We start from the raw sequence: 24140 nt of genomic DNA, 5'->3' as shown, positions 1-24140 counted from the left end.
CGTAGGATCCAGGAGCATTCATGAATGCGTTGGTCGTAGATGACGATTTTGCCAGTCGGATGGTCATACAACGATACTTGTTGTCGTTTGGCACGACCGATGTCGCCACCGACGGCGTGGAAGCCGTGACACTGTTCAAGGCTGCACTGGAGAAGAAGCAACACTACGATCTCGTGTGTCTCGATATCATGCTTTCGCGCAAGAGCGGCCAGGCGGTGTTGAAGGAGGTTCGCCAGATGGAGGTGGACTATGGCATCCCCGATGGGAAGCGTGCCCGCATCATCATGGTCTCTGCGCTCGGTGACCGCGAAACCGTGATGGAGGCCATCCAGCGGTGCGACGCGTATCTCGTGAAGCCGATCCAGATGGCAGACCTGGTAGCTCACCTCAAGCGGTTTGGCTTTGTGTGACCCGCGTGCACGGTCACAACCCCGGCGATACCACACGATATCCCGTCCTTTCTGTCCATGACCTATCCTGATCTCTGCGCTGCGGTCTATGCACATGCCGGTGAACTCCTCGACGACTTCGGGCGTTCTTCCTCTCAGGGAACCGATCGCGGCGCACTGGTCTTCTTCCCCGATGATTATCGCGAGGCGCAGGACTTTGCAGGTGTGCACTACGCATTCTACTCTGCCGATCGCCTTGCCCGGGAACTCTTTGACGGCGAGCTTCCCGCGGGGATGGCCGACCTTCTCATTCCCTTTTCTCCGGGAGAGGAGTGCCCGGTCTGCATCGTCGAAGAACCGGACACGACGGGCCGGCATCCTATTCACGTTCACCGCGTCACCCGCTTCAATTTCAACTGACCACGATCGAGTATCGGCATGAAGGATGTCATTGTCATAGGTGCAGGTCCGGCGGGCCTCGCGTGCGGCATCGCTGCAACGCGTGCCGGCCTCCGCTGCACCATCGTAGAACAGGGGAGTGTCGCCGATGCGATCCGCCGATTCCCGGTGCAGATGACCTGGTTCTCCACCCCGAATTGCTCGAGATCGGGGACGTGCCGTTCGTCATTCCGACCGTCCGCCCCACAAGGGTTGATACACTCAACTACTATCTGCGGGTGGCACGCCAGTTCGGACTTGATATCCTCACGCATGAGCTGGTGACGGATATCCAGCGGCGTGAGGCGGGGAGCTTCGTTGTTCACACCGCTGCGGGAAAGGAGATCGAGGGGACGCATGTGGTCATCGCCACGGGGTACTACGATCAGCCGGTACGCCTGGGCGTTTCCGGGGAAGACCTGCCCCACGTGATGCACTATTATGATGAGCCGTTCCGCTACGCAGGAATGCGGGTCGTTGTCGTGGGCGGGAGGAATTCTGCCGTTGAAACTGCGCTGGATCTGTACCGCCATGATGCCCACGTCACCCTTGTACACCGCGGCCCTTCGCTGAGTACGGGTGTGAAGTATTGGATCCAACCCGATTGCGAGAATCGGATCAAGGCGGGCCAGATCAAGGCCGTTTTTGGTGCGACCGTCCGCTCTCTCTCTCCGGACACGGTGGTCGTTGAGGTGGGGGGCGTGGAACGATCGATGCCTGCAGACTTCGTGTTTGTGATGGTGGGATTCGGGCCTGATTCCGGCCTGCTTCGCCGGGCTGGAGTGGACCTGGATCCTGTATCGCTGGCCCCCCGTGTGGCGGATGCAACGTTCGAGACGAACGTTCCCGGACTGTTCGTGGCCGGATCCGTCGTTGCCGGGAAGAATACGAACACCATTTTCGTGGAGAACGGCCGCCTGCACGGGGAGACGATCGCCCGGGCGATCCTGGCCCGCCGGAACCGGATTTCTTGATTCTTGCATGTCCTTTTCGTACTTTTGGTGTCAATATGCAGCTTTCCCTGTTCCACTGGATCAGAACTGAGGACTACGAATGAACGAAGGAACGATTGTTCAGGTCATCGGACCGGTTGTCGACATCGATTTTTCCGGCGGCGCCCTCCCCTCCATCCTTAACGCCGTCACCATCGCCCGCAGAAGCACGGAAGGTCAGGACGAGAACCTGGTCGTGGAAGTACAGCAACACCTGGGCGACAATCGCGTCCGGACCGTCGCCATGGATTCGACCGATGGTCTGTCCCGTGGGCTGAAATGCGTGGACACCGGTGCACCGATCACGGTGCCGGTGGGGCCCGGAACGCTCGGACGGCTGATCAACGTCACCGGCGAAGGGATCGATGGCCTCGGGGAGATCAAGTGCGAGAAGCACTACCCGATCCATCGTGCAGCTCCTGCATTCGAAGACCTCTCCACGAAGAAGGAGATGTTCGAGACCGGCATCAAGGTCATCGACCTTCTCGAACCGTATTGCAAGGGCGGGAAGACCGGCCTCTTCGGCGGTGCGGGCGTGGGCAAGACGGTCATCATCATGGAACTCATCAATAATATCGCGAAGCAGCACGGCGGTATCTCGGTGTTCGGCGGCGTCGGCGAACGCACGCGTGAAGGCAATGACCTCTGGATGGAAATGAAGGAGTCGGGGGTCATCGACAAGACCGCGCTGGTCTTCGGACAGATGAACGAGCCGCCGGGTGCACGCCAGCGTGTCGGTCTCACGGCCCTCACCATGGCCGAATATTTCCGTGACGAAGAGGGGAAGGACGTGCTGCTCTTCATCGACAATATCTTCCGCTTCGTGCAGGCGGGTTCGGAAGTGTCCGCACTTCTCGGACGCATGCCATCGGCCGTGGGGTACCAGCCGACCCTGGGTTCCGAGATGGGCGAGTTGCAGGAGCGCATCACCTCCACGAAGAAGGGGTCCATCACGTCCGTGCAGGCCATCTACGTCCCTGCAGACGACCTGACGGATCCGGCGCCGGCAACGACGTTCTCGCATCTTGATGCCACCACGGTGTTGAGCCGCCAGATCTCCGCGCTGGGTATCTATCCTGCGGTGGACCCGCTCGATTCAACCTCCCGCATCCTCGAGCCGGCGATCGTCGGCCAGGAGCATTACGATGTAGCGCGCCGCGTGAAAGAGATCCTGCAGACCTACAAGGACCTTCAGGACATCATCAACATCCTCGGCATGGACGAGTTGTCCGATGAGGACAAGATCACCGTGGCCCGTGCCCGCAAGATCCAGAAGTTCCTCTCGCAGCCGTTCTCCGTGGCCGAGCAGTTCACGGGACAGGCAGGGAAGTATGTGAAACTCGAGGACACGATCCGCGGCTTCAAGGGGATCTGTGAAGGCACGTACGACCATCTTCCCGAACAGGCATTCCTGATGGTCGGGTCGATCGAAGAGGCAGAGGAGAAGGCCAAGCAGATCATGAACGCCTGATCCAGGAGCGTATCGCATGTTCGACAGACCATTTGCAGTTGAGATCATCACCCCCGAGCAGACCGTGCTGAAGATTCAGGCCGTCAGCATCAGTGCGCCCGGGGTCCAGGGAGGCTTTCAGGTCCTCTATGGCCATGCACCACTCCTCGCAGCACTCGGACCGGGCAAGGTCCAGGTGCAGGAGGCCGGCGGCGCCACGCATATCTATGCGACCGGCGGCGGCTTCCTGGAGGTGCGGGAGAATCACGTGATCGCCATGCTGGACAGTGCAGAGCGCGCCGAGGATATCGATGTGGCGCGTGCGCGGGCAGCCCGCGACCGTGCCGCAGAGCGTCTGCACAAGCGTGAAGCGCAAGTTGACGCCGCTCGGGCTGAAGCGGCACTCCACCGGGCAATGAACCGTCTGCGCGTCGCCGGCGTGTCCTGATCCCATCATTTCCATCCGGAACTCATAGGCATGCCCACAGTCTTTGGCGTCATCATGGCCGGTGGGGTCGGTACCCGCTTCTGGCCCCGCAGCAGAGAGAAGACGCCCAAACAGGCGCTCGAGATCACCGGAAAAGAAACGATGATCCAGAGCACCGCGGGACGTCTGAAGCGGATGATCGATCCCCGCAATCTGTTCATCATCACGAACAAGATGCAGCGGGCCCTCCTGGCGAAACAGCTCTCCTACGTCCCTGAAGACAACATCCTGGACGAACCCGTCGGCCGCAACACCGCGCCGTGCATCGGCCTCGCGGCATTGCATTGCCGCCGCGCCGATCCCGATGCGGTCATGGTCGTGCTGCCCGCGGACCACGTCATTCAGAACGACGAGGAGTTCCTCCGCATCCTCGGTGTTGCCTCCGAAACGGCGTATGAATCATCGAGCCTCCTGACCATCGGGATCAAGCCCCGCCACCCCGAGACCGGGTACGGGTACATCCAGATCTTCACCGAGGCCGGCGCCCACAATCCGTACGCTGCACGCGGGGTGATGAAGGTGAAGACCTTCGCCGAGAAGCCGAATCTTCAGACGGCACAGCGTTTTCTTGAGAGCGGCGACTTCCTGTGGAACAGCGGCATGTTCGTCTGGCGCGCCGATGCCATCCTCAGCGAGATCGAGCGCCTGCTGCCGGAACTGTATGCCGAGCTGATGAAGATCGATCAGACCATCGGGACCCAGCATTATGCTGCGGCAGTGGAACAGGCCTACGGCATCATCCGCAGCATCTCCATCGACTACGGCATCATGGAGAAGTCGGAACGTGTGTATTGCATCCCGGGCGACTTCGGTTGGAGCGATATCGGGTCCTGGGATGAGGTCTACCGGATCTCCGGCAAGGATTCCGGCGGCAATACGATCACCGGGTCGGTGATCCAGAAGGACACGAAGAACTGCTATGTGTACTCGCCGGGCAAGGTCGTTGCGACGATCGGGGTCGAGGACCTCATCATCGTGAACACCGACGATGCACTCTTGATCTGCAGGCGCGAGCGCTCACAGGAAGTGAAAGAGATCGCGGACTACCTGAAGCGCAAGCAGATGAACGATTACCTGTGAACATGGTGCGGCGCGGCCTCCGGACAAGTGTGCTGGTGTGCGTCCTGCTCCTGACCGGTTGCGGTACCACGTCGCCCCGCTTCACGTCGTCCACCCCTCCGCCCTCGCGCGACGGGTCGGTGCATCAACTTGCGGGCATCGCATCATACTACGCGCACGAGTTCGATGGGAAGCCGACGGCGAACGGGGAAGTGTACGATATGCATCAACTCACGGCAGCGCACAGGACGCTGCCGTTCAATTCGCTGGTTCGCGTGACCTATCAGCAGACGGGAGAATCGGTCGTGGTGCGGATCAATGACCGCGGGCCGTTCAAGAACGACCGGGTCATCGACCTTTCCCTCGCGGCTGCACAGCGCATTGGACTCATTGCACAGGGCACCGGGCCGGTCCGCCTCGAGGTGCTCGAACTCGGTTCACCCGGAACACCGATAGCAGAATGAAACGCCAGCTCCTCACCGAACAGGATGTCCGCATCGCCGCAGCGCAGGGGAAGACCCGGCTGACGGTGCCGCGGAGAACGATCGTGACCCCTCTTGCGGCGGACGCCGCCCAGGAGAAGAAGGTCACGATCGAGCGCACCGACACCATTCCGGTGGTCCCGTCGGCTGCCGTCGGGGGAACCGCTCCCGCGTCCGCGGATATGCCCTCCGTTGCGATAGGTTCGGATCATGGCGGGTTCGCGTTGAAGGCGGAGCTGATCGAATTCATGAACGCCATGGGTGTACGTGTGGAGGATGTCGGGACGCGGAGCGCCGATCCCTGCGACTACCCCGATCTCGCCCATGCCGTGGCTGTGCGCGTGGCTGGTGGCGGGGCGGGTCTGGGGATCATGATCGATGGCGCGGGCATAGGGTCGTGCATGACGGTGAACAAGGTTCCGGGGATCCTTGGCGCCTGTTGCGTGAACGAGTTCATGGCACGCAACGCACGCGAGCACAACAATGCAAATGTCCTCACGCTGGGAAGCCGCGTGATAGGCAGCGAAGTGGCGAAGGGGATCGTGAACATTTTCCTCCGTACGCCATTCGCCGGCGGGCGGCATGAAGCGCGCGTCAACAAGATCACGGGTGTGGAGAAGAAGTATCGCCCCTGATTGGGTGTTCGTGTAAGAGAATGTGGATGTGACGGGAGACCGGTCGAGAGATCGGTCTCCTTCTTTTTGGGGTCAGTCCGGTGTTCATCTGGACAATAGTCGACCTGAAAAAATCTGCGAATGCAGAATCCGGACCGGAAAGGGGAGTTTTTTTCGTGGCACAGCGCTTGCAAGTTCAGTCGCAGTGCAACTTTACCCCCCATACCGGTGTTATATAAGTGAAGTAGGATCGGTCTGTGGAAGCTGTGGGTCACCGTTCTTTGGTAACGACTTCCGAAAGAAGGAGTTGGACGGACAGCATCTCCGTGGTGCGGGGATATGGGGACCGCTTCGATCACAGCGAACGACATCATCGACCCGGAAGGACAGCTTATGCTGAAACAATGCATACTGATCGCCCTCTGCTCGGCAGCGCTCCTCGCCGGTTGTACGCCGTTCGGCGACGGTGGATTGCGCAAGACCGGGTTGGATCGGTCACAGGGGAACCTGAACGCTCCGGCAGCTTCGCTGCAGGATGCGGGTCAGTCGGCCCCCCTGATCGACGCCTCAACACTTGCGATCGTGCAGCTATACGGTGCCACGATCAAACAGAATGCTGAACGCCATGGGTTCGACTGGCGGCTCGTTCTTGCCACCATGAAGCAGGAATCACGTTTTTCTCCCACCGCGGAGAGTGGCCGAGGTGCGTATGGCCTCATGCAGTTGATGCCCGGCACGAGCGAGGATATCGCGCGTGATCTGTCCATCGAAGACCTGAGCCACCCCAGCAATAACATTCGTGGCGGGGTCTACTACATGCGCCAGTTGTACGGGCTCTTCAAGGGCGCCCCGGAAGCAGACCGGATCAAGCTGACACTCGCTGCCTACAATGCGGGTATCGGACGTGTCTATGATGCCCAGGAACTCGCGGCGTATCTGCACGAGGATCCGCTCGCGTGGGAGTCGATCCGTGATATGCTCCCGCTGCTCTCGCGACGATACGATTCGCTGCACCGCAGCGTGTGGAATGGGGAGAAGCCGAAGGCGGGATATTTCGGGAATGCGCGGGAGACCGTGAAGTACGTGGAAAACGTCATGGCGCACTACGATGACTACCGCCTGATGCTGAACTGACAGCGCCCTGTCGTCCGGTGAACGCGGCGGCGGGCAGTGAGCCGGAAGAGCTCCGAAGAAGGCCCGGAGAGAGGGAAGCGCGAGCGCGCCAACCCTGTCTCCGGGCCTTCGTGTTCACCCCCGTGGTACTCGCCTCTCAGGGGAGGAGGATCGCAGACGCCACAACGGTGGTCCAGATCCCATCCTTGTGGCCTTCCGCCGACTGTGTCACGTTATAGGTCTTGACGATCTTGCCGCTCATCTTGTAAACCTTCTCGCGTTCATCCCAGCCAAGCATAGGATCGAACTCCACGCCCAGCGTGCTGGCAAGCATCGTGGCGGCCAGATCTTCAGCGTATTCGCCGGCCTTCTCGTCGGTTTCACCGAAGGGATGGTGTTCGGACAGGTATCCGTACTGGCTGATGTCGGCAGGCGTGGCGACGCCGATCGATGCCGCGACGAGGCGGTTCGGTTCGTTGGTCGCATTCCGCGCCATCACGGCAAAGGTGATCTGCCCGGGTTGGAGCTGCTTCAGTCCGTCTTCCGTCGGGATCCGTTTGCACCCCGGGGGATAGATGCTGGACACGGTAACGAGATTGCACTTCTCGATCTTGGCGTCGCGCAATGCCAATTCAAAGGACTGAAGATAGTCCTTGTGACGGCCTACCCCCTTGGTGAAGAACATTTTTGACGGGACGTACAATTCCTCATCTCCCTTTCTCTCTATCACATGGTGATGTCAATGATCATGGTTCACCGGGCAGGACGCGCATGAATTTGCGCTTCCCGACCTTCACGATGACGCCCTTGCTGAAATCGATGGTAGCCGCCGGGTCGGCAACACGCTGGCCATCCACTGAGACGCCTCCCTGTTCGATCAGGCGCCGGGCCTCACCTTTCGATGAGGCCATTCCTGTGTCCGTGAGGACCTGCAGGATCCCCGCCGATGATCCGGCACATCGCATCTCCGGTATCTCATCGGGCAGGTCCTTCTTGACGAAGATGCGGTCGAACTCTTCCTCCGCCGCGGTCGCTGCCGCCGGGGAATGATACAACGCTACAAGTTCACGTGCAAGCCGGCGCTTGAGGTCGCGGGGGTTCGCCGTGCCTTTGTCGAATTGCTGCCGCACTTCCGCCAGCTCCGTGGCCGGCATCATGGTCGCCAGGAGCATGTAATCGTAGATCAGTGTGTCCGGGATCGACAGGGTCTTGCCATAGATCTGCTGCGGCTCGTCGCTGATGCCGATATAGTTGTCCAGCGACTTGCTCATCTTCTCGACACCGTCGGTGCCGGCGAGGATGGGCATCGTGAGCGTCACCTGCGGGTCCTGCCCGAACTCGCGCTGAATGTCGCGGCCTACCAGCAGGTTGAACTTCTGGTCCGTCCCGCCGAGTTCAACGTCCGACCGTACCGCCACGGAATCCATGGCCTGCGCGAGAGGGTAGAGGAGCTCATGCATGCTGATCGGTTCACCGGCCTTGTACCGCTTCTCAAAATCGTCGCGCTCCAGCATCCGCGCCACCGTGTACTTGGCGCCGAGACTGATGACGTCCGCAAAGCTCATCTTGCCGAGCCATTCGGAGTTGTACACCATCTCGATCTTCTTTGCGGAGAGGATCTTCGTGGCCTGCTCGAAGTAGGACTGACCGTTCTTGCGTGTCGATGCGAGGTCAGGGCAGGGCGTGTTTTGTTGCGGCCGGAAGGATCGCCGATCATCCCGGTGAAATCGCCGACGATCAGGATCGCGTGGTGACCGAGGTCCTGGAATTGACGGAGCTTGCGGAGAACAACGGAATGGCCAAGATGCAGATCCGGCCTGCTCGGGTCACAGCCAAGCTTGATCCTGAGGGGCTTGTGGGCCTGGAGAGAGGACTCGATCTTTTTGGCGAGGTCTTCTTCACGGATGATCTCGGCAGTGCCCCGCCTGATCTCATCCATCTGCTCGTTAAGAGGTGGAAACTGCTCGATCATCTACCGTGCATAGTTCCTTCTGATGTCCCGCTCTGCCTCCCGGCGCGCAATATCGTCCCTGCGGTCGTGTTCGCGTTTGCCGCGACAGATCCCGATGAGGACCTTCGCGTGCCGGTTGTGGAAATACACTTTCAATGGAACAAGGGTCAGCCCCGCTTCACCCAGCCGTCCGTTGATCTTGCGGATCTCCTTCCTGTGGAGGAGAAGCTTCCGCTTCCGGAGGGGGTCGACATTAGCGTAGCTCCCCTGTTCATACGGGCTGACGTGCATATCATTCAGCCACACCTCGCCGTTCTTGATCTGAGCCCATGCTTCGGCGATGTTCGCATTCCCCAAACGGAGCGATTTGACCTCCGTTCCGGTCAGCACGATACCTGCCTCGAATGAATCAAGGACAACGTACTCGTGTCGGGCCTTGCGGTTGGTCGCGACGGCCCTGTCTTCCGCCGTCTCCTTCTTTGCCATCGTCCCGTCGGTTTTTGCCCGCATAGTATACCGAAATCCGATAGGAAAAGCAATCCTCTGGCGCGGGATGATGAGAAACCGTATATTCCCGAACCACCGGAGAGCATCCTATGCCTCTGTCCCAGTATCTGCGCCGGCCGGTCATCGTCCTCGATCTTCTCGCGTTCGTCGTCTGCTGTGCGGGGATCCTGCATATCGAGCAGAAAGCCGGCCTGGGGATCGGCCTCATCGAGACTTCCCATCAGGTGTTCGTGGACCGTGTCACCGATGTCCACGCACATCCGATGCTCCATGCCGGGGACCGCCTTGTCGCCATCGCTGGGCAGACCCTTGCATTCGTCGAGGACGTGGAGTTCCTTCTCGATGCGCGCCATAGCGGTGACACCGTCTCGTGTACGGTGGACCGCGCCGCGAGCCGCGAAACGATCCGCGTCCCCCTCGTTCCGTACTACGGACTGTCCTACCTGATCATCGTCATCCTGGTCAGCGGCCTGTTCTATCTTGTCGGCGTGTTCGTCCGCTCCCGCCGGCCGGACGACCCGGCCGCGCGGATGTACCACGCCGGATCGGTCGGTACCGCCGTGATGCTCTCCACCACGTGGGGCCACGTCGGGCCGCTTCCGGAAGTGACCGGCATCGTGCTCCGCGTGGTGTTCTCGTCCGCCTACGCGTTCGTGCCCGTCTTCTTCTTCCATTTTATCCGCCTGTTCCCCAGGCCCCGCGGACTCCATGCCGGCCGGATCGTGCAGGGAGCACTCTATGTCCTTGCCGCCCTGCTCGCCGCAGCAAGCAGCGCTTCCTTTGTGAACGCGGCAGAAACGGGGCTGGTCTCTGACTTCCACATCCATCTCCGGATCTTTACCATCACGCGCTACTTCCTGATCGCCCTCGTCCTCGCAGGACTCATCGGCATCCGGCACTCCTACGTCCATGCAGGAGAAGAGCCTGAACGCCGCAGGCTCCGCTGGGTGGTCTGGGGGCTCTTCGTCGGATTCATCCCGTTCGTCGGACTCTGGGTGATCCCCTCGATCGCTCTCTCCTATGCCCTCGTGCCCGAAGAGGTCATGCTGCTCGCATCCGGTGCCATCCCCGTGGCGTTCGGCATCTCGATCGTGCGGTATCATATCATGGACATCGACATGCTGCTCGGACGCAGCGTGGTGTACACTGTCGTGATGGGTGCGCTCGTCCTGATCTACGCCGTGATCGTCGGCGGAGCCGCGGCTCTGGCAACGGAGATGGCACACGAGACATCTGCCATCGTGTCCGCCCTTGCTGCCATCGTCATGGCGCTCTCCTTTGAGCCGTTGCGGCGTGCTGTGCAGAACGGCGTCGACCGCCGCTACTTCAGGGTGCGCTATAATTTCCGGTTGGAAGGCCGCCGGCTTCTCGAAGGGATCGTGCGGTCGCACTCCCTGGATTCGCTGGGCGAGCGCGTCATCACCGATCTGCCCGGCGTGATCCCCATGGAGAAGATCGCACTGCTCCTCACGCACAAGGAGGGTGACACGCTCGAGAAGCTCGCGTGGGCCGGATATCAGAGCGACGGCGATGTCCCCACACGGGCGAAGGACCTCTGGTCCGGCGAGCGTGGGCCGCTTGGATGTGCGGAGTACGTGGAGCCGGGACTCCCGTGTGCACCCCTCCCTCCGCAGGTCCGCGAACGATGGGGTATCGTCCTGGCGATCCCGATGGTCGCAAAAGAACAAGCATCGCTCACCGCCATTCTGATCTGCGGACCCAAGCGGGCAGGCACCCGCTACAGCAACGAGGACGTCGACCTGCTCACCACCGTCTGCGGGAGTGCCGGGACGGAGATCGAGCGTATCCTGCTCACCCGGGCCTACCTCGAACTCCAGCAGGCGGAAGAACGGTTGAAGGTGCTGAACGCCATGAAGTCGGATTTCGTATCGTATGTCTCCCACGACCTTCGCACGCCGCTCACATCGATCAAGATGTATGCTGAACTGCTCCAGGCGCAACTGCCACGGCTGGACCGCAAGGCAAAGGACCATCTTGCCGTGATCCAGGGGGAAGCGGACCGGCTGAACCGCATGGTGACGACCATCCTGGATTCCGCACGCATCGAGCGGGGAGCGGTCCAGTATACCATGCAGGCGGTCGACCTGCGTAAGGTGATCCGGTCGGTCCTGCGCCTGATGTCCTATCAGTTCAGCAAGGATGGCTTCACCGTGGAAGTGAAGCTCCCCACCGGCCGGGCCCCGCTCTCTGTGCGTGCCGATCCTGATGCGGTCAGGGAAGCAGTGCTGAACCTCCTGACGAACGCCATGAAGTACTCGCCGGACAACCGGCGGATCACCATTGCCGCTGCACGAACCGGCTCCGCCGTCACCCTGGGCGTGAAGGACCGGGGGATCGGGATCAGACAGGACGTGCTGCCACGGCTTTTCGATACATTCTACCGCGACCCCTCATTGCCGGGCAAGGTGCAGGGCGTGGGGATAGGATTGTCCGTCGTGAAACACATCATGGATGCGCACGGCGGCAGTGTGGAGGTTCGCAGCGTGCCCGGACAGGGCTCGGAATTCATTCTTCTCTTCCCCCTACACAGCGCACACCCGGGAGTCCTACAGCATGAAGCGCATACTCGTCGTCGAAGATGATGCAGCGATCAGGAACGGACTGGAAGAGGTTCTGGCCGCAGAGCACTACCAGGTCCTGACCGCAGCAACCGGTACGAAGGCCCTGGATCTGGGCAAGAAGGAGAACCTGGATGTGATCATCCTGGATCTCGGATTGCCCGATATCAATGGAGAAGATGTCTGTCAACAACTCCGCGATGCCGGGGTTCCCACGCCCATCCTCATGCTCACGAGCAAAAGCCAGGAGATGGACAAAGTGATGGGGCTGGAGAAGGGCGCGGATGACTACATGACGAAGCCCTTCAGCGTCCGGGAGCTCCTCGCCCGGTTGCGGGCGCTCCTGCGGAGGGAGCGGGGGGTCAAGCGCGATCTGGAAGAGTATGCCTTCGGCAAAGCGGTCGTCGATTTCAAGAAGCAGGAAGCGCAGTTCAATGGCAAGCCGGTCAAACTCTCGGTCAGAGAGTATGCCGTCTTGAAGTACCTGATCATGCACGAGGGCGAGGTGGTCACGCGCGACATGCTGCTGAACGATGTCTGGGGATACGAACAGTTCCCGACGACAAGGACGGTCGACAATTACATCCTTGCGCTCCGGAAGAAGTTGGAGGGCAAGACCACGGCGCCGGCGCACATCCTGACGGTGCATACAGCAGGGTATAAGTTCGTCAAAGACAAAGATGACAGAAAGGGCAGACGGGGCTCCCCGCCCTGAGCTCCGCGATCTCCCTCAGGCCACCGCACGCAGTCCGTCCGCATGGCCCACCGACGACCGGCCCGGGCCCTGCGCGATCCGGATGAGCGCATGATGCCGCTGGAAGATGGACAGTTTGAAGTAGATCCCTGACGAGATCACGAGCCGGAAGAGGAACCGCGGCAGCGGCTCGTGCCGCTCCTGCATCCTCATGAACCGCCACCACCGCCGCAGGATCGAGGGCCAGCGGTAGAAGCCGAGCACGACCGTCCGGTAGGCTTCGTGGATCTGCTCCGGGGTCAGCTGCTTGTGCCGGAATACCAGGTGATCGCCCTCATAGTGTGAGAGATCCGCATCCACCAGCCTGCCTTCCTGTACGACCTTCCTGTACAGCGGCGTGCCGTAGATCGGGATCGCGATCGACGGCAGGATCACCATCGTTCCTACTTCATCAAGAAGCACGGGAAGCCGCCGGTAATACTCTTCGGTGTCCTCGTCCAGCGCGAACATGAGCCCGGTGAACGTGAGGATGCCGAGCCGGTGCAGCTTCGCGAACGCTTCGCGATACTCCTCCACGTTGTTCTGCCGCTTCTGCACATCGTTCAGGCTCGCCGGTGAAAGCGACTCCATCCCGAGGAATGCCATCCGGCATCCCGCGGCCGCAAGCGCGTCGATGTACCCTTTGTCGCGCAACGCATCGATGCTGAACTGGGCACCCAGCCCCCACAGCCGGAGCTTCGCGATCTCGCCGAGCAGTTCCTTCGCGTACTTCAGGTCGCCGCCGAGGTTGTTGTCGAGGAGCATCGCCATCTTCCGCTTGTACCACGGCAGACCCCGCGTGTTGGTCAGGTCGCGGATGACATCCATCACCGGCCGCGTCCGGTGGGGGGCCCGACGGATGTTCAGCTGACAGTACGTGCATGGATGCGGGCACCCCCGTGTGGCCTCGGTGACCATCGGCGTCATGTACGCGGACTCTGCCAGGTCGTACCGGGGAGGCGGCATATCCGCAAGACAACTGTCCGGTGGCGCATCGTACCGGGGCTGCAGCCGGCCTGCGACGAGGTCTTCCACCATGCGCGGCCACATCGTCTGTGCCTCACCCACGAGGATCGCATCGAAGTGAGGCTGTACCTCGTCAGGGAAGGTCGAGGCGAACTTGCCTCCGCCGATGACGGTCTTGCCCATGGCGCGGAACCGGGCAGCGACCTCATACGCGTGCGGTGCAAGGTAATCCATGAAGCTGAGGGCGATGCATTGCGCCGCCGTGGTGTAATCGATCGGTCGCACCATTTCGTGGAGTACCTCCACGTCCACGATCGGGGGCGTGAGTGCCGCGAGGAGCAGCCCGGGGAGCGGCGGTGCCGGACTCTGCGCGTAGTAGGGATCGTCCTCGCCGAGGTTCTGGAAGAGGACGATGATCTGGATCGTCATGCGCTCAGGCTGCGTGGAGCTGTGTCGTGTCATGGTCCTTTTCCTCCTGGTCGTGCCGGCATGCATCCCAGACCTCGCGCACGGCCCTGGTGAGCCGATCGATGTCATTGCCGGTGTGCGTTGCCATGATGCTGATGCGGAAGCGTTGCTGGGTGACCGGTACCGCGGGGTACTCGATCGAATTCACGAAGATCCCCTTCTCGTGGAACATCCGCGATGCGCGGCGGATGTCCATCCACTCCGGCACGATCAACGGGATGATCGCGGTCTCCGGGTGCACCTCGAATCCGATGCGATGCAGGCATGCTGCGGCATAGGCGATGTTCTGCCTCAGGTGCCAGCGGCGCTCCGGTTCCTCCTCGAGGACATCGAGGCCGGCCAGGACCGTTGCGACGACCACGGGGGAGAGCGAGGCAGAGAACATGTACGGCCGTGCGAAGTATCGCAGATAGTCGATCACGGGCTTCGGGCCGGCGATGAAGCCACCGGTGACGGCGAAGGTCTTGCTGAAGGTGCCCATGCTGATGGCGATATCGCCCTTGATGCCGAAATGCTCGGCGGTCCCTCCGCCGTTCGCGCCCATGACGCCCGTGCCATGTGCGTCATCGACAAGAAGGATCGCATCGAATTCGCGGCAGAGGGCCACGAGTTCAGGAAGCGGTGCAAGATCGCCATCCATGGAGTACACGCCTTCCACCGCAACATACCGGTCACCGGTCCGCTCGTTGCCTGCGGCCGCCAGCATGGCGCGGAGGGCATGCACATCGTTGTGCGGGAAGGAATGTGCCTGGACCCCTGTCATCTTCATGCCGTCGCAGAAGGAGGCGTGGCTGTAGGCATCGTAGTACACCGTGTCGGTCTTCTGCATGAGCCCGGCCACCAATCCGACGTTGGCCGCATACCCGCTGGCGAACACGAGTGCATCCTCGGCACCTTTGAGTGCTGCCAGGCGCCGTTCGAGTTCCCGGTGCAACGTGGTGTAGCCGTTGAGCAGAGGCGGGCCACCCACGCCTGCCCCGAACTCGCGGAGCGCCGCCTCTGCCCGCGCACGCAGGTGTGGATGTGTTGCGAGGCCGAGATAATTATTGGATCCGAACATGAGCATGGGCCGGGCCACGCCTGTCACCGGATCGGCCACCAGCACTTCGCGGTCGGCCGCTGAAGCGATGCAACGCCGTGTCAGAAGCTCACCGTGCTCCTCCAGGTCCCTCAGGAACCCACCGAAGAACCGTGTGCGGTCGGTGAGCCGCATATGCCGCCCGCGGAGAAGCATCTCCCGCAGATCGAAGTTCTCCCCACCCCGGTACTCCTGCTCGTGTGTCATGATCGGATCTCCTGTTGTTCAACCTGGTGCAATATACCCGGCGCAAGCACCCGGCATGTCATGCTTTTGTCAAGAAGGTGTAGAATACTGTGCAGAAGCGGCGATATTCATGAGCTCTGCGACATACGCCCTCATGCTGCTGCCATCCGGCGGGTCCATGTTGCGGATGGCCGCACGCTGGGAGGCCCCGAACGACCCCACGCCGGGTACAACGATCCCGTCGCCTGCGGTTGCCCGTCCGATGCGCGGACAGGCTCTGCCACCAATGGTCAGAGAACCCCTGCCACCCGCGGAGAAGGGTTCCGGTGCGGAGAAGACAAGTTCGAATTCTCCATGAGGACCAGCAAGGAAGAGCCATGCAGGCAGCCCCATCGCGCGGGCGCACGAGAGGGCCCCGGTGCCGAGGAACGCCTCCCAATCCGGCTGGAGTTCGAATCCGATGTTGTTGACCCGCCCGAGTTGATCCAGGGTTGCCAGGAGTCCGTCGCTCGTGTCCATGCATGCCGTGGCCACGGAGCGGAGTGCACGCCCTTCGTGCAATCGTGCCGTGGGCATGTATGACGGGCGCGTTGACGCTCCCGAGAGGACCGCCGCTGCGAAGGCATTCCCTCCGCCGAGAGGGCCTGTACAGTAGATGCCGTCGCCCGGCCGGATGCCCCTTCGGGTGAGAGCGGTGCCGCCGCTGATCACGCCGACCGCCGTGCCGGTGAGTTGAAGTCGATCGCCGGTATTCGTGTCGCCACCCAGTACCCAGGTCCCACAGGTCGTGCACGCATCATGGATCCCTTCCTGCATGCGGGAGATGGCCGTCGGATCCGTTCCCCCGGGGATGGTCTCGGCGATGAGGATCCCCAGCGGTTCCGCCCCGACCGCGGCGATGTCACTGAAATTCGCCATCACCGTCATCCATCCTGCAAGCCAGGGGTCGGCGTACAGCCCGGCCGTGATCTCCTCGGCAATGGTGTCGGTCGTGACCGCCAGTATGAGTTCGTTCCCGAGGCGGAGGAGTTCGGCATCGCTTTCCTGGAGTCCGTTGAGCTGCCGGGGGGAGCGGGTGAAATGCCGCGTGAGCGATTCGATCATCGCGAGTTCATGTACCGTCGTTGTCATGGACATACCCTCAGTGCGTGTGGGACAACCTCAAAGTGGGCCGATGCCGTAAGCACGGTTTCCCCATCGAATTCGATGGCCATCGGGCTGGCAGACTCCAGGGTGATCGATGGCGTGGACCAGGAACGGATCCCGGGGAGCCCGTCGGTCGTTCCGCGCATCAGGGAGCGGAAGAGTTGGATCCGTTCGGGAATGGTCATCCGCTCGCAGGAGATCACGCTGAACCTGCCGTTCTCGTGGTTGCGCGCGATATCGTAGTGCAGGTCGCCGGAGAAGAACGGGCTTTTCAGGATGCCGATATTCGTCAGCGGCACTGCAACCGGGTCCGATCCGGGGAGAGTGATGGTCACCGGGGTATTCCTGTACACAAGGAGTGATGTCAACGCGGCATAGAAGATGGCCGCAGGAACGCTCAGGCGTTTCAGCGCTGCGAGCACAGGTCCGGGTTGGTTGAACCGGCAGTTCCCCTCCGCGGTGATACCCGCGCTTGCGTTGAGGAAAAAGTACCGGGTGGACATTGTGCCGTCCGATCCAAACACGAGGCGTCCTGCATCGCACCACGATGCACGTGCGAAGTCCAGTCGTGCCGGGAGTCCACCGATGGATGCCGTGTCGCTCCAGGGCTTGTGGAAGTCATTGCTTGAACCGAGACCGATCGCGCCGAGGATGTACGTTGCCGCATACGACGGAGGTGCGCTCAGCAATGCGTGAACGAGTGCATTTGCGGTACCATCGCCTCCGGCTGCAACGACACGGCCATCGCCGGGAACCCTCCCGAGTCGGAGACCCCGGCGGATCGCATCAGGGGAATCCAGGACGACGGTATGGAACCCGCCGAACCGCTCGCGCATCTCATGTTCGATCCGGCGCCACCGTACCAGGCCCGATCCGGATCCCGAACGGGGATTGACGAACACGATCATATCTGGCTCACCTCCGTCCTGTGGTGAAGGACGAGTTGAAATGCTCCGTAGAACAGGAGCAACGGGACCGTCCAGAGCGGATGCATGGCGGCGATCGCGGCCGACAGTATGATGATGTAGCTCTCCACAACGAGCCTGATAGGCGCGTGTGCCGTCCGGTCGTCGGTATTCCTGTGCAGCAGGATCTGCGCCCGCACACTGAGCATGATCCCCCATACCGCGAGCATGATCGCCGGTACGGCATCCCATCCTGAGGTCCATGCGCTCTGCACGATACCCAGGTGAACGATGAGTCCGGTGACCGCGGCCGCTGCGAACAGATCGCTGACAAGGGATGCCCGGCGGCGTCCGAAGACGACCGGGAAGGTGTTGTAGCCCGTCTGCCTGTCGGCCTCGATATCTTTGAAATACCCGGCGATGACAAAGTTCGCATAGCCACTGAATGCGATGATCATCAAAGGAATGATCCTCCCGGGCAATGCGATGGGATCGCCGTCGATTCCGGCGAAGTATCCCATGAGGAAGAGGACGCAGACGATCCATGCGTTGTACCACGGCCCGCCCCACCAGCGGCGTTTGAACCAGGTATACGTTGCGAGGCCACCGACCGCCAGTGCGCCAAATGCAAGATTGATCGTGTTGCCCGCCGCAAAAAGGGCAGAACACATCGTGAGTCCGACCAGGCTCGCAATGAGCACCGCCTTCCGGCTGATGATCCCCTGCACCAATGGCCGGTACGGTGCGGAGATGGCATCGGTGTCCGTCTGGAAGCAATCGGTGAGTGCCTGCCCGAATCCATAGGAAAGGAATGACGCGATGAAGACGGGTATGGTCACCTCCGGTGGCACGTGCCCTGCGGCGGCGAGTCCGGCGAGGCCGGTGATGCCCGAAAGGAACAACAAATACGGCCTCATCGTGATGAGCATGGCCCTGGTGAAATGCGCTGTCGTGTGCATCATCTCCTCCGTTGGTTTCTGATGCAACGTACGCGATGCGGCCCGCGAGGATGTCATGGAATGGTCATATCGGGGTCAGTGGGTTCGGGGAGAGAACCTGCAGTGAACGCCCCACATATGCATGTTTCATCCCTGGCGAACGGACGGTGGCGGTTCCCGACGGAAATCAGTATTTTGCCCGCGGGAGAGGGGTCCCGGAATTCTCACCTATCAGCCGAGCACACGCTATGATCCATCGTCAGATCCTCATGCCAGCCATGGTGTTGGGTATCCTCGCAACGATCCTCTCTCTCATGCTCATGAGCGGGTGCACAGTGAATGCCGCGGAGGGCGATACCGTAGCAGCGCGGGACCTTGCGCAGGGTTTCGTCCACCCGCCCGATGCCACAAAGCCGTGGGTGTACTGGTATTGGATCAGCGACAACATCTCCCGGGAGGGGATCACGCGCGATCTTGAAGCGATGGCTCGCGTCGGGATCGGTGAGGCATTCATCGGCAACATCGGATTGGACGATATTCCCTATGGGAAGGTGCCGGTGTTGAGTGAAGAATGGTGGGGCCTGGTGGAACACGCGATCCGGGAAGGGAAGCGTGTCGGTGTGAACATCGGGATGTTCAATTGCCCGGGGTGGAGCCAATCCGGCGGGCCGTGGGTGAAGAGCACCGAAGCCATGCGGTACCTTGTGAGCACCGAGACCCGCGTCAGTGGCGGCAAGCCGGTGGTGCTGAAGCTCTCCCGCGCGACAGAACGCTTCCAGGATGTACGGGTCCTGGCGTTTCCGTTGCCTCCTTCTGATGCGATGACCCTGACTCTCCGGCGGCCACGGATCTCGACATCGCCGGTGTTGAAGGATGCGCAACGATCGATCGATGGTGACAGGAAGAGTGTGTGCACCTTTGCCGGGGCAGGCGACAGCAAGAGCGTGACCATCGACCTTGTGACAGGCGCCCCCTTCACCGCCCGTGCGCTCACCCTCGTGCCCGGGGAAAAGCCGTGGGCCGCCGATTGCGCGCTTCAGATCGCCGATCATGATTCATTCCGCACCGTGAAAGAGTTCCTGTTCGACCGGAGCAACATGAGTGTCAGCGTCGGGCCGATGCCACTGGGCAACGTGACCGTCTCGTTCCCCGGGGTGACGGCCCGGCATTTCCGCCTCGTGCTCAGCAATTTCGCCGGGCGCTCCGGCCGGAAGGCCGCCGATGCATCGCTTGCGGAGATCGAACTCACGGCGGCACCGCGACTGGAACGTTATGTCGAGAAGCAGTTGGGCAAGATGCACCAGACCCCATTCCCGTTGTGGACGGAGTACCAATGGGCCGTCCAGCAAGAAGCGGACGACCGTTCGCTGTATGTGGATCCGGCGGGTGTGCTGGATATCTCACAGGATCTGGTTGGTGGCGATACCTTGCGTTGGGATGCTCCGGCAGGAGAGTGGCTGGTGATGCGTCTCGGTGCATCGCCAACCGGTACGGAGAATAGTCCTTCGGTACCACATGGCCGCGGGCCGGAAGTGGACAAGATGAGCCGCGAGCACCTGCAGAAACATTTCGACGCGTTCATCGGTGAACTCCTGCGGCGCATGCCGGCGGAGGAACGGACCGCATTCACGCACGTGGTGCTCGACAGCTATGAACAAGGGTCTGAGAACTGGACGGAAGGCCTCACGGAGGATTTCCAGGAACGATACGGGTATGATCCGGTCCCGTGGCTCCCGGTCCTCACGGGGAGAGTGGTCGGATCCGCCGAACGGTCGGACCGGTTCCTGTGGGACTTGCGCCGGTTGGTGGCAGACCGCGTTGCGTACGATTATGTTGGCGGGCTCCGTGATATGAGCGCCGAACACGGGTTGCGGGTGTGGCTCGAGAACTATGGGCACTGGGGATTCCCGTCCGAGTTCCTGATGTATGGTGGACAGAGCCATGATATCGGGGGAGAATTCTGGAACGAAGGCGAGCTGGGCAACATCGAATGCCGGGCGGCGTCTTCGGCCGCACACATCTACGGTATGCGTCGTGTGTCGGCCGAGTCGTATACCGCTGCGGGCCTTCCGTTCCGGCGCTACCCGGCGTTGCTCAAGAAACGTGGAGATTGGAGTTACACCGAAGGGATCAACCATGTGGTATTGCATGTCTGCATCTCACAGCCCTACGAGGAGCGGAACCCGGGGGTGAATGCATGGTTCGGGACGGAGTTCAATAGAAAGAACACCTGGTTCGAGCAGTCCCGGAAATGGATCGACTACCAGCGCCGGTGCATGTTCATGTTGCAGCGCGGCCTGCCGGTCAATGATGTGTGCTATTTTATCGGCGAGGATGCCCCGAAGATGACCGGTATCCGTGTCCCGGAGTTGCCGCCGGGGTATTCGTTCGACTATATCAATGCCGAAGTGATCCTCCAACGGCTTGCCGTGAAGGATGGCCGGCTCATCCTGCCCGACGGGATGAGTTACGGGATGATGGTCCTCCCGCCCGTCAAGACCATGCGGCCGGAAGTGCTTGCGAAGATCGCATCCCTCGTGGAGGACGGAGCAGTGATACTCGGTGCACCGGTGGACGGAGCACCGGGCCTCAAGGACTATCCGCGATCGGACCTCGAGGTACGATCGATCGCCTCGAAATTGTGGAACGGTGTGGGAGGGGCCGCACCCGCCGCGGGGACGTATGGCAAGGGGCGCGTCTTCAACACACAGGATATGCGTCTTGCTCTGGACCAGGCAGGGATCCAGCCGGACCTCGTATTCCCGGACAGCACTCCTGTTGTCTGGACGCACCGCCGGCTGGGTACATGCGACATCTATTTTGTGTCCAACCAGAGCGACCGGTTGCTGCAGGTGGATCTCGGATTCCGGGTGTCCGGCAAGCAGCCCGAACTATGGGACGCGGTCACGGGCATGATACGCGACCTGCCGGTTTTCACGGGGGGAGAGGGGCGGACGAACGTTCTGATGGAGTTGGATCCTTACGGGAGCGCATTTGTGATCTTCAACAGAATGAACACGGCGCAGCATGATCCACAGGCGGTGAATTTCCCTGCGCTGAAGACGGTCGCCCGTGTGGACGGTCCATGGACCATTCGGTTTGAGGCGGACAGGGGTGGTCCGGCGGATCCGGTGTTCATGCCGGTTCTAACGGATTGGGCGCAGAGTCGTGATGCCCGCATCCGGTACTATTCGGGGAGCGCGACGTATACGACACGTGTCGTCCTCCCCGCGCGTGATACACGGGAGATGCTGTACCTCGATCTTGGAAGCGTTGGTGTGATGGCCGAGGTGCGGGTGAACGGGAAGGCCGCGGGTGGCGTATGGACCCCGCCGTGGAGGGTCAGCATCGGCGACCTGGCGAGAGAGGGGGAGAATACGATCGAGATCGAGGTGGTGAATACCTGGGCCAATCGGCTTATTGGCGACAGCAAGCTGCCGGTGAAGGACCGCCGCACGTGGGTCGCTGTTCCCGCGGCGCAACCTTCCGATGCGCTCATGCCGTCGGGGCTGCTGGGCCCGGTGACGATACGATCCAGCCGGCCGTGAGTACGCGGCACAGACGGAACCGTTGCACCGGGCGCGGTCGGATCGGTGATGCGGTGCGCGGAAGGGAGTCCTTTCGCGCGGCGGTATTTGTTGCATGGCTATGACAACTTTGTGACATGTGCGGAGGAGGATCAACTATCTTTGTGTTGTCCACACCACACCACCAACAAGGAGGATCATCATGGACACTGCAAAGAAACTGCTCGTCGCTTCGGTCATGCTGCTTGTCGCAGCACAGAGTGCATTCTCGTGGGGGAATGCAACGCATGTGTACTTTGCAAAGGAATTGGGTGTACGGTTCGGCCTGACCAATGCCCATGAGATGTACGGGGCGGTCCTGCCCGACGCGTTCAATTTCATCTTCGACGCCAACGGCCAGTTCCTGTATGATGCCACCCATCACCGCTTCCTGCCAGTCTATCAGAATGCATGGAAACCGTCACTGAAGTCGACCGGTTTCGGCTTCGTATCGCACAATGATACGTGGGGTGCGGACTACACCGCCCACCACAGTGCGTTCAGCTCGCCGGGCGAAGGATATGCCATTGCGAAGGGCGCTGTGCTGGCTCCGCAGATCATTCCGGTGCTCGTGCAGATCCTTAACAACGCCGGGGTGCCATCCCCGGACGCTGACTACATCGCAGGTTTGCTCGCGCCGGAGATGGGCCACGACCTCAGCGAGACGGCCGTGGATCTCCTTGTCCGGAGAAATCTGGATCGGGTGGTGGGTGTGCGGATGATGGCTGCCGCCCAGACCCGTCCAGCGGATGTGCCTCAGTTGCTTGCCAATACCTACGGTCCCGAGTTGGCGGCAGCCACGGGGATCCCGGAGGCGGATGCCCGGGCGCTGATCATCGGAGCGGAGAAGGAGTACAAGACACTCATCACGCAGTATGGCCTGGCGTTCACCCTTGCCGAACCGAAGACCATCGCCATGCTTGCGGCGCAGACAGCTCCGGTCGCCGAGATGCTCATCGAATCGAATGTGGAGGGGGTCGATGTGACGGTCACACCGGAACAGGTTGCCGGATTCCTGCAGGCAGCGATCGCGGTCGTGGAACCCGATTACAAACGCGAGCTTGCGGCCACGCTCCGGTTCGTTGAGCACAATCTGCGCGAGCATGGCGTTCGTCCGGTGTTCTTCGGTTTTGCATGTGATGAAACCGGGGCGCAGGTGCAGTCGGAGGAGGCCGCGACGGCCCCGGACGAGTTCGGTCTCGGCCAGAACTATCCGAACCCCTTCAATCCCTCAACCACGATCTCCTACACCGTGCCCGCGGATGCGAAGGTGTCCCTGCGCGTGTTCAACACCCTTGGTGAGCAGGTCGCCACGCTGGTTGACGAGGTCGTTCCTGCCGGCCAGCATCAGGCGGTCTGGAATGCTGGCGGATTGCCAAGTGGCCTGTACTTCTATAAACTTGAGAGTGCAGGGGCGACGATCACGAAGCGGATGATGATGGTGAAGTAATTAGAGGTGTTGGATCGGGAGGGTCCGTCACCGGACCAGTGTTGCGTCGAAAGGGCGGAGGCTTTGTAACGGCCTCCGCCTTTCCGCAGTTTGAACCGCTCTCGATGCTTGATATCCGTCACACGAGGACCTAGCGCGATGTGCGATGGAATGTGATGGCGGACACAGAGTGTAGAGATCCGCCACAATTTCGACCTGATGATGTTGGATGCGAAATGTTTTCCCTAAACCAGCCATGGACAGAGTCGTTTTCCGTCAATTGTCCCGCTGTGTGCGCCATGCGGTAGCCTTCTAACAATCTCCAACCCGAACGAAGGCAGGTTCGTGTGGCGGCTCGTGGTGAAGAGAACCTTGCGGTGCTGGAAGCTTGAGTAGCTTGGATCGGAACATTGAGGGGGAGGTGTCGGTGGCTGACGAACGTGCCTCCTGATCAGGGGATAGAAAAGCCTACATTGGTGCAGTCATTCAGTTATACGCGCCTGTATTTCATAACGAACTAGACTTACCCCTACCGGGTCCGGCTCTGTGGCCGGATCCGGATCTATGCGGCCAGACCGATCTCTCCGGATTGACCATCCCATCGGGGTCTGGAGGGGCAACTCTGTCTCGTTGGGTGTCGCAAATCGTTCTCTCCATCGGTTTG

21 protein-coding genes and 1 pseudogene are annotated in these 24140 nt (G+C 61.2%); 14 read left to right on the top strand and 8 right to left on the bottom strand.

Annotated features, from left to right (window positions below; translation table 11 throughout):
* Positions 1-20 precede the first annotated feature (20 nt).
* The 10 genes from IPI01_09365 to IPI01_09320 all read left to right on the top strand — a co-directional run bounded on the left by IPI01_09365 (position 21) and on the right by IPI01_09320 (position 7045).
* Positions 21-410 (top strand): response regulator transcription factor, encoded by a 390-nt coding sequence (locus IPI01_09365; protein MBK7257992.1) that lies wholly within the window; start codon positions 21-23, stop codon positions 408-410.
* Positions 411-467: 57 nt separating this feature from the next.
* Positions 468-809 (top strand): hypothetical protein, encoded by a 342-nt coding sequence (locus IPI01_09360; protein MBK7257991.1) that lies wholly within the window; start codon positions 468-470, stop codon positions 807-809.
* Between the two features lie 18 nt (positions 810-827).
* Complete coding sequence (locus IPI01_09355; protein MBK7257990.1) at positions 828-1112, top strand: NAD(P)-binding domain-containing protein; 285 nt, start codon at positions 828-830, stop codon at positions 1110-1112.
* Entirely contained in the window at positions 1067-1801 is a 735-nt protein-coding gene (locus IPI01_09350) for an NAD(P)-binding domain-containing protein (GenBank protein MBK7257989.1), read from the top strand. The genes IPI01_09355 and IPI01_09350 overlap by 46 nt, the downstream gene beginning before the upstream one ends.
* Before the next feature lie 79 nt (positions 1802-1880).
* Positions 1881-3290 (top strand): F0F1 ATP synthase subunit beta, encoded by a 1410-nt coding sequence (gene atpD, locus IPI01_09345; GenBank protein ID MBK7257988.1) that lies wholly within the window; start codon positions 1881-1883, stop codon positions 3288-3290.
* A gap of 16 nt (positions 3291-3306) precedes the next feature.
* Positions 3307-3717, top strand: a complete 411-nt coding sequence (locus IPI01_09340; GenBank protein MBK7257987.1) for a F0F1 ATP synthase subunit epsilon — start codon at positions 3307-3309, stop codon at positions 3715-3717.
* Positions 3718-3747: 30 nt separating this feature from the next.
* The gene (locus tag IPI01_09335; GenBank protein ID MBK7257986.1) at positions 3748-4836 is read left to right on the top strand and encodes a mannose-1-phosphate guanylyltransferase; all 1089 of its coding nucleotides are present in this window, start codon (positions 3748-3750) and stop codon (positions 4834-4836) included.
* A 2-nt stretch (positions 4837-4838) separates the two neighbouring features.
* Positions 4839-5279: a septal ring lytic transglycosylase RlpA family protein gene (locus IPI01_09330; protein ID MBK7257985.1), complete on the top strand. Its 441-nt coding sequence runs from the start codon at positions 4839-4841 to the stop codon at positions 5277-5279.
* Positions 5280-5479: 200 nt separating this feature from the next.
* On the top strand, positions 5480-5932 hold the full coding sequence (gene rpiB, locus IPI01_09325) for a ribose 5-phosphate isomerase B (GenBank protein ID MBK7257984.1): 453 nt from the start codon (positions 5480-5482) through the stop codon (positions 5930-5932).
* A gap of 318 nt (positions 5933-6250) precedes the next feature.
* Positions 6251-7045, top strand: coding sequence for a transglycosylase SLT domain-containing protein (locus IPI01_09320; GenBank protein MBK7257983.1), 795 nt, complete (start codon positions 6251-6253; stop codon positions 7043-7045).
* A gap of 136 nt (positions 7046-7181) precedes the next feature.
* Here IPI01_09320 and IPI01_09315 read toward each other — a convergent pair whose 3' ends face one another.
* From IPI01_09315 to smpB, 3 genes and pseudogenes are all read right to left on the bottom strand, one after another.
* Positions 7182-7709 (bottom strand): arginine decarboxylase, pyruvoyl-dependent, encoded by a 528-nt coding sequence (locus tag IPI01_09315; GenBank protein MBK7257982.1) that lies wholly within the window; start codon positions 7707-7709, stop codon positions 7182-7184.
* A gap of 61 nt (positions 7710-7770) precedes the next feature.
* Positions 7771-8996, bottom strand: a pseudogene (locus IPI01_09310) (tyrosine--tRNA ligase).
* A complete protein-coding gene (gene smpB / locus IPI01_09305) occupies positions 8997-9461 on the bottom strand; it encodes an SsrA-binding protein SmpB (protein ID MBK7257981.1) in 465 nt (154 codons plus the stop codon).
* A 110-nt stretch (positions 9462-9571) separates the two neighbouring features.
* Between smpB and IPI01_09300 the strand changes: the two genes are divergently transcribed.
* Both IPI01_09300 and IPI01_09295 read left to right on the top strand, forming a co-directional pair.
* Positions 9572-12085: a hypothetical protein gene (locus tag IPI01_09300; protein ID MBK7257980.1), complete on the top strand. Its 2514-nt coding sequence runs from the start codon at positions 9572-9574 to the stop codon at positions 12083-12085.
* Entirely contained in the window at positions 12057-12776 is a 720-nt protein-coding gene (locus tag IPI01_09295; GenBank protein ID MBK7257979.1) for a response regulator transcription factor, read from the top strand. Before IPI01_09300 ends, IPI01_09295 begins: the two co-directional genes overlap by 29 nt.
* A 15-nt stretch (positions 12777-12791) precedes the next feature.
* Here IPI01_09295 and IPI01_09290 read toward each other — a convergent pair whose 3' ends face one another.
* From IPI01_09290 to IPI01_09270, 5 genes are all read right to left on the bottom strand, one after another.
* Positions 12792-14222, bottom strand: a complete 1431-nt coding sequence (locus IPI01_09290; GenBank protein MBK7257978.1) for a radical SAM protein — start codon at positions 14220-14222, stop codon at positions 12792-12794.
* Entirely contained in the window at positions 14194-15513 is a 1320-nt protein-coding gene (locus tag IPI01_09285) for an 8-amino-7-oxononanoate synthase (protein ID MBK7257977.1), read from the bottom strand. The genes IPI01_09290 and IPI01_09285 overlap by 29 nt, the downstream gene beginning before the upstream one ends.
* A gap of 69 nt (positions 15514-15582) precedes the next feature.
* The gene (locus IPI01_09280; GenBank protein ID MBK7257976.1) at positions 15583-16623 is read right to left on the bottom strand and encodes a thiamine-monophosphate kinase; all 1041 of its coding nucleotides are present in this window, start codon (positions 16621-16623) and stop codon (positions 15583-15585) included.
* The gene (locus tag IPI01_09275) at positions 16620-17546 is read right to left on the bottom strand and encodes a hypothetical protein (protein ID MBK7257975.1); all 927 of its coding nucleotides are present in this window, start codon (positions 17544-17546) and stop codon (positions 16620-16622) included. The genes IPI01_09280 and IPI01_09275 overlap by 4 nt, the downstream gene beginning before the upstream one ends.
* A complete protein-coding gene (locus IPI01_09270; GenBank protein MBK7257974.1) occupies positions 17543-18559 on the bottom strand; it encodes a UbiA family prenyltransferase in 1017 nt (338 codons plus the stop codon). Before IPI01_09270 ends, IPI01_09275 begins: the two co-directional genes overlap by 4 nt.
* A gap of 200 nt (positions 18560-18759) precedes the next feature.
* Between IPI01_09270 and IPI01_09265 the strand changes: the two genes are divergently transcribed.
* Entirely contained in the window at positions 18760-22029 is a 3270-nt protein-coding gene (locus tag IPI01_09265) for a glycoside hydrolase family 2 (GenBank protein ID MBK7257973.1), read from the top strand.
* A 181-nt stretch (positions 22030-22210) separates the two neighbouring features.
* Positions 22211-23497 carry a T9SS type A sorting domain-containing protein gene (locus IPI01_09260; protein ID MBK7257972.1) on the top strand — a complete coding sequence of 429 codons (1287 nt, stop codon included), beginning with the start codon at positions 22211-22213 and terminating at the stop codon, positions 23495-23497.
* Positions 23498-24140: the final 643 nt, after the last annotated feature.

The sequence above is a fragment of the Ignavibacteriota bacterium genome, from assembly GCA_016707525.1.
GTDB lineage: Bacteria > Bacteroidota > Ignavibacteria > UBA10030 > UBA6906 > JAGDMK01.
Note: the sequence above shows the minus strand (reverse complement) of the source record. Positions and strands in the feature narration are given on the sequence as shown.

Coding starts and splice junctions, on each gene's coding strand:
- IPI01_09335 (MBK7257986.1), top strand. CDS start 3,748: ATGCCCACAGTCTTTGGCGTCATCATGGCCGGTGGGGTCGGTACCCGC.
- IPI01_09330 (MBK7257985.1), top strand. CDS start 4,839: ATGGTGCGGCGCGGCCTCCGGACAAGTGTGCTGGTGTGCGTCCTGCTC.
- IPI01_09340 (MBK7257987.1), top strand. CDS start 3,307: ATGTTCGACAGACCATTTGCAGTTGAGATCATCACCCCCGAGCAGACC.
- IPI01_09290 (MBK7257978.1), bottom strand. CDS start 14,222: ATGACACGACACAGCTCCACGCAGCCTGAGCGCATGACGATCCAGATC.
- IPI01_09260 (MBK7257972.1), top strand. CDS start 22,211: ATGGACACTGCAAAGAAACTGCTCGTCGCTTCGGTCATGCTGCTTGTC.
- IPI01_09360 (MBK7257991.1), top strand. CDS start 468: ATGACCTATCCTGATCTCTGCGCTGCGGTCTATGCACATGCCGGTGAA.
- smpB (MBK7257981.1), bottom strand. CDS start 9,461: ATGGCAAAGAAGGAGACGGCGGAAGACAGGGCCGTCGCGACCAACCGC.
- IPI01_09320 (MBK7257983.1), top strand. CDS start 6,251: ATGGGGACCGCTTCGATCACAGCGAACGACATCATCGACCCGGAAGGA.
- IPI01_09295 (MBK7257979.1), top strand. CDS start 12,057: ATGAAGCGCATACTCGTCGTCGAAGATGATGCAGCGATCAGGAACGGA.
- IPI01_09365 (MBK7257992.1), top strand. CDS start 21: ATGAATGCGTTGGTCGTAGATGACGATTTTGCCAGTCGGATGGTCATA.
- IPI01_09315 (MBK7257982.1), bottom strand. CDS start 7,709: ATGTTCTTCACCAAGGGGGTAGGCCGTCACAAGGACTATCTTCAGTCC.
- IPI01_09285 (MBK7257977.1), bottom strand. CDS start 15,513: ATGACACACGAGCAGGAGTACCGGGGTGGGGAGAACTTCGATCTGCGG.
- IPI01_09300 (MBK7257980.1), top strand. CDS start 9,572: ATGCCTCTGTCCCAGTATCTGCGCCGGCCGGTCATCGTCCTCGATCTT.
- rpiB (MBK7257984.1), top strand. CDS start 5,480: ATGCCCTCCGTTGCGATAGGTTCGGATCATGGCGGGTTCGCGTTGAAG.
- IPI01_09270 (MBK7257974.1), bottom strand. CDS start 18,559: ATGACATCCTCGCGGGCCGCATCGCGTACGTTGCATCAGAAACCAACG.
- atpD (MBK7257988.1), top strand. CDS start 1,881: ATGAACGAAGGAACGATTGTTCAGGTCATCGGACCGGTTGTCGACATC.
- IPI01_09355 (MBK7257990.1), top strand. CDS start 828: ATGAAGGATGTCATTGTCATAGGTGCAGGTCCGGCGGGCCTCGCGTGC.
- IPI01_09265 (MBK7257973.1), top strand. CDS start 18,760: ATGGTGTTGGGTATCCTCGCAACGATCCTCTCTCTCATGCTCATGAGC.
- IPI01_09275 (MBK7257975.1), bottom strand. CDS start 17,546: ATGATCGTGTTCGTCAATCCCCGTTCGGGATCCGGATCGGGCCTGGTA.
- IPI01_09280 (MBK7257976.1), bottom strand. CDS start 16,623: ATGACAACGACGGTACATGAACTCGCGATGATCGAATCGCTCACGCGG.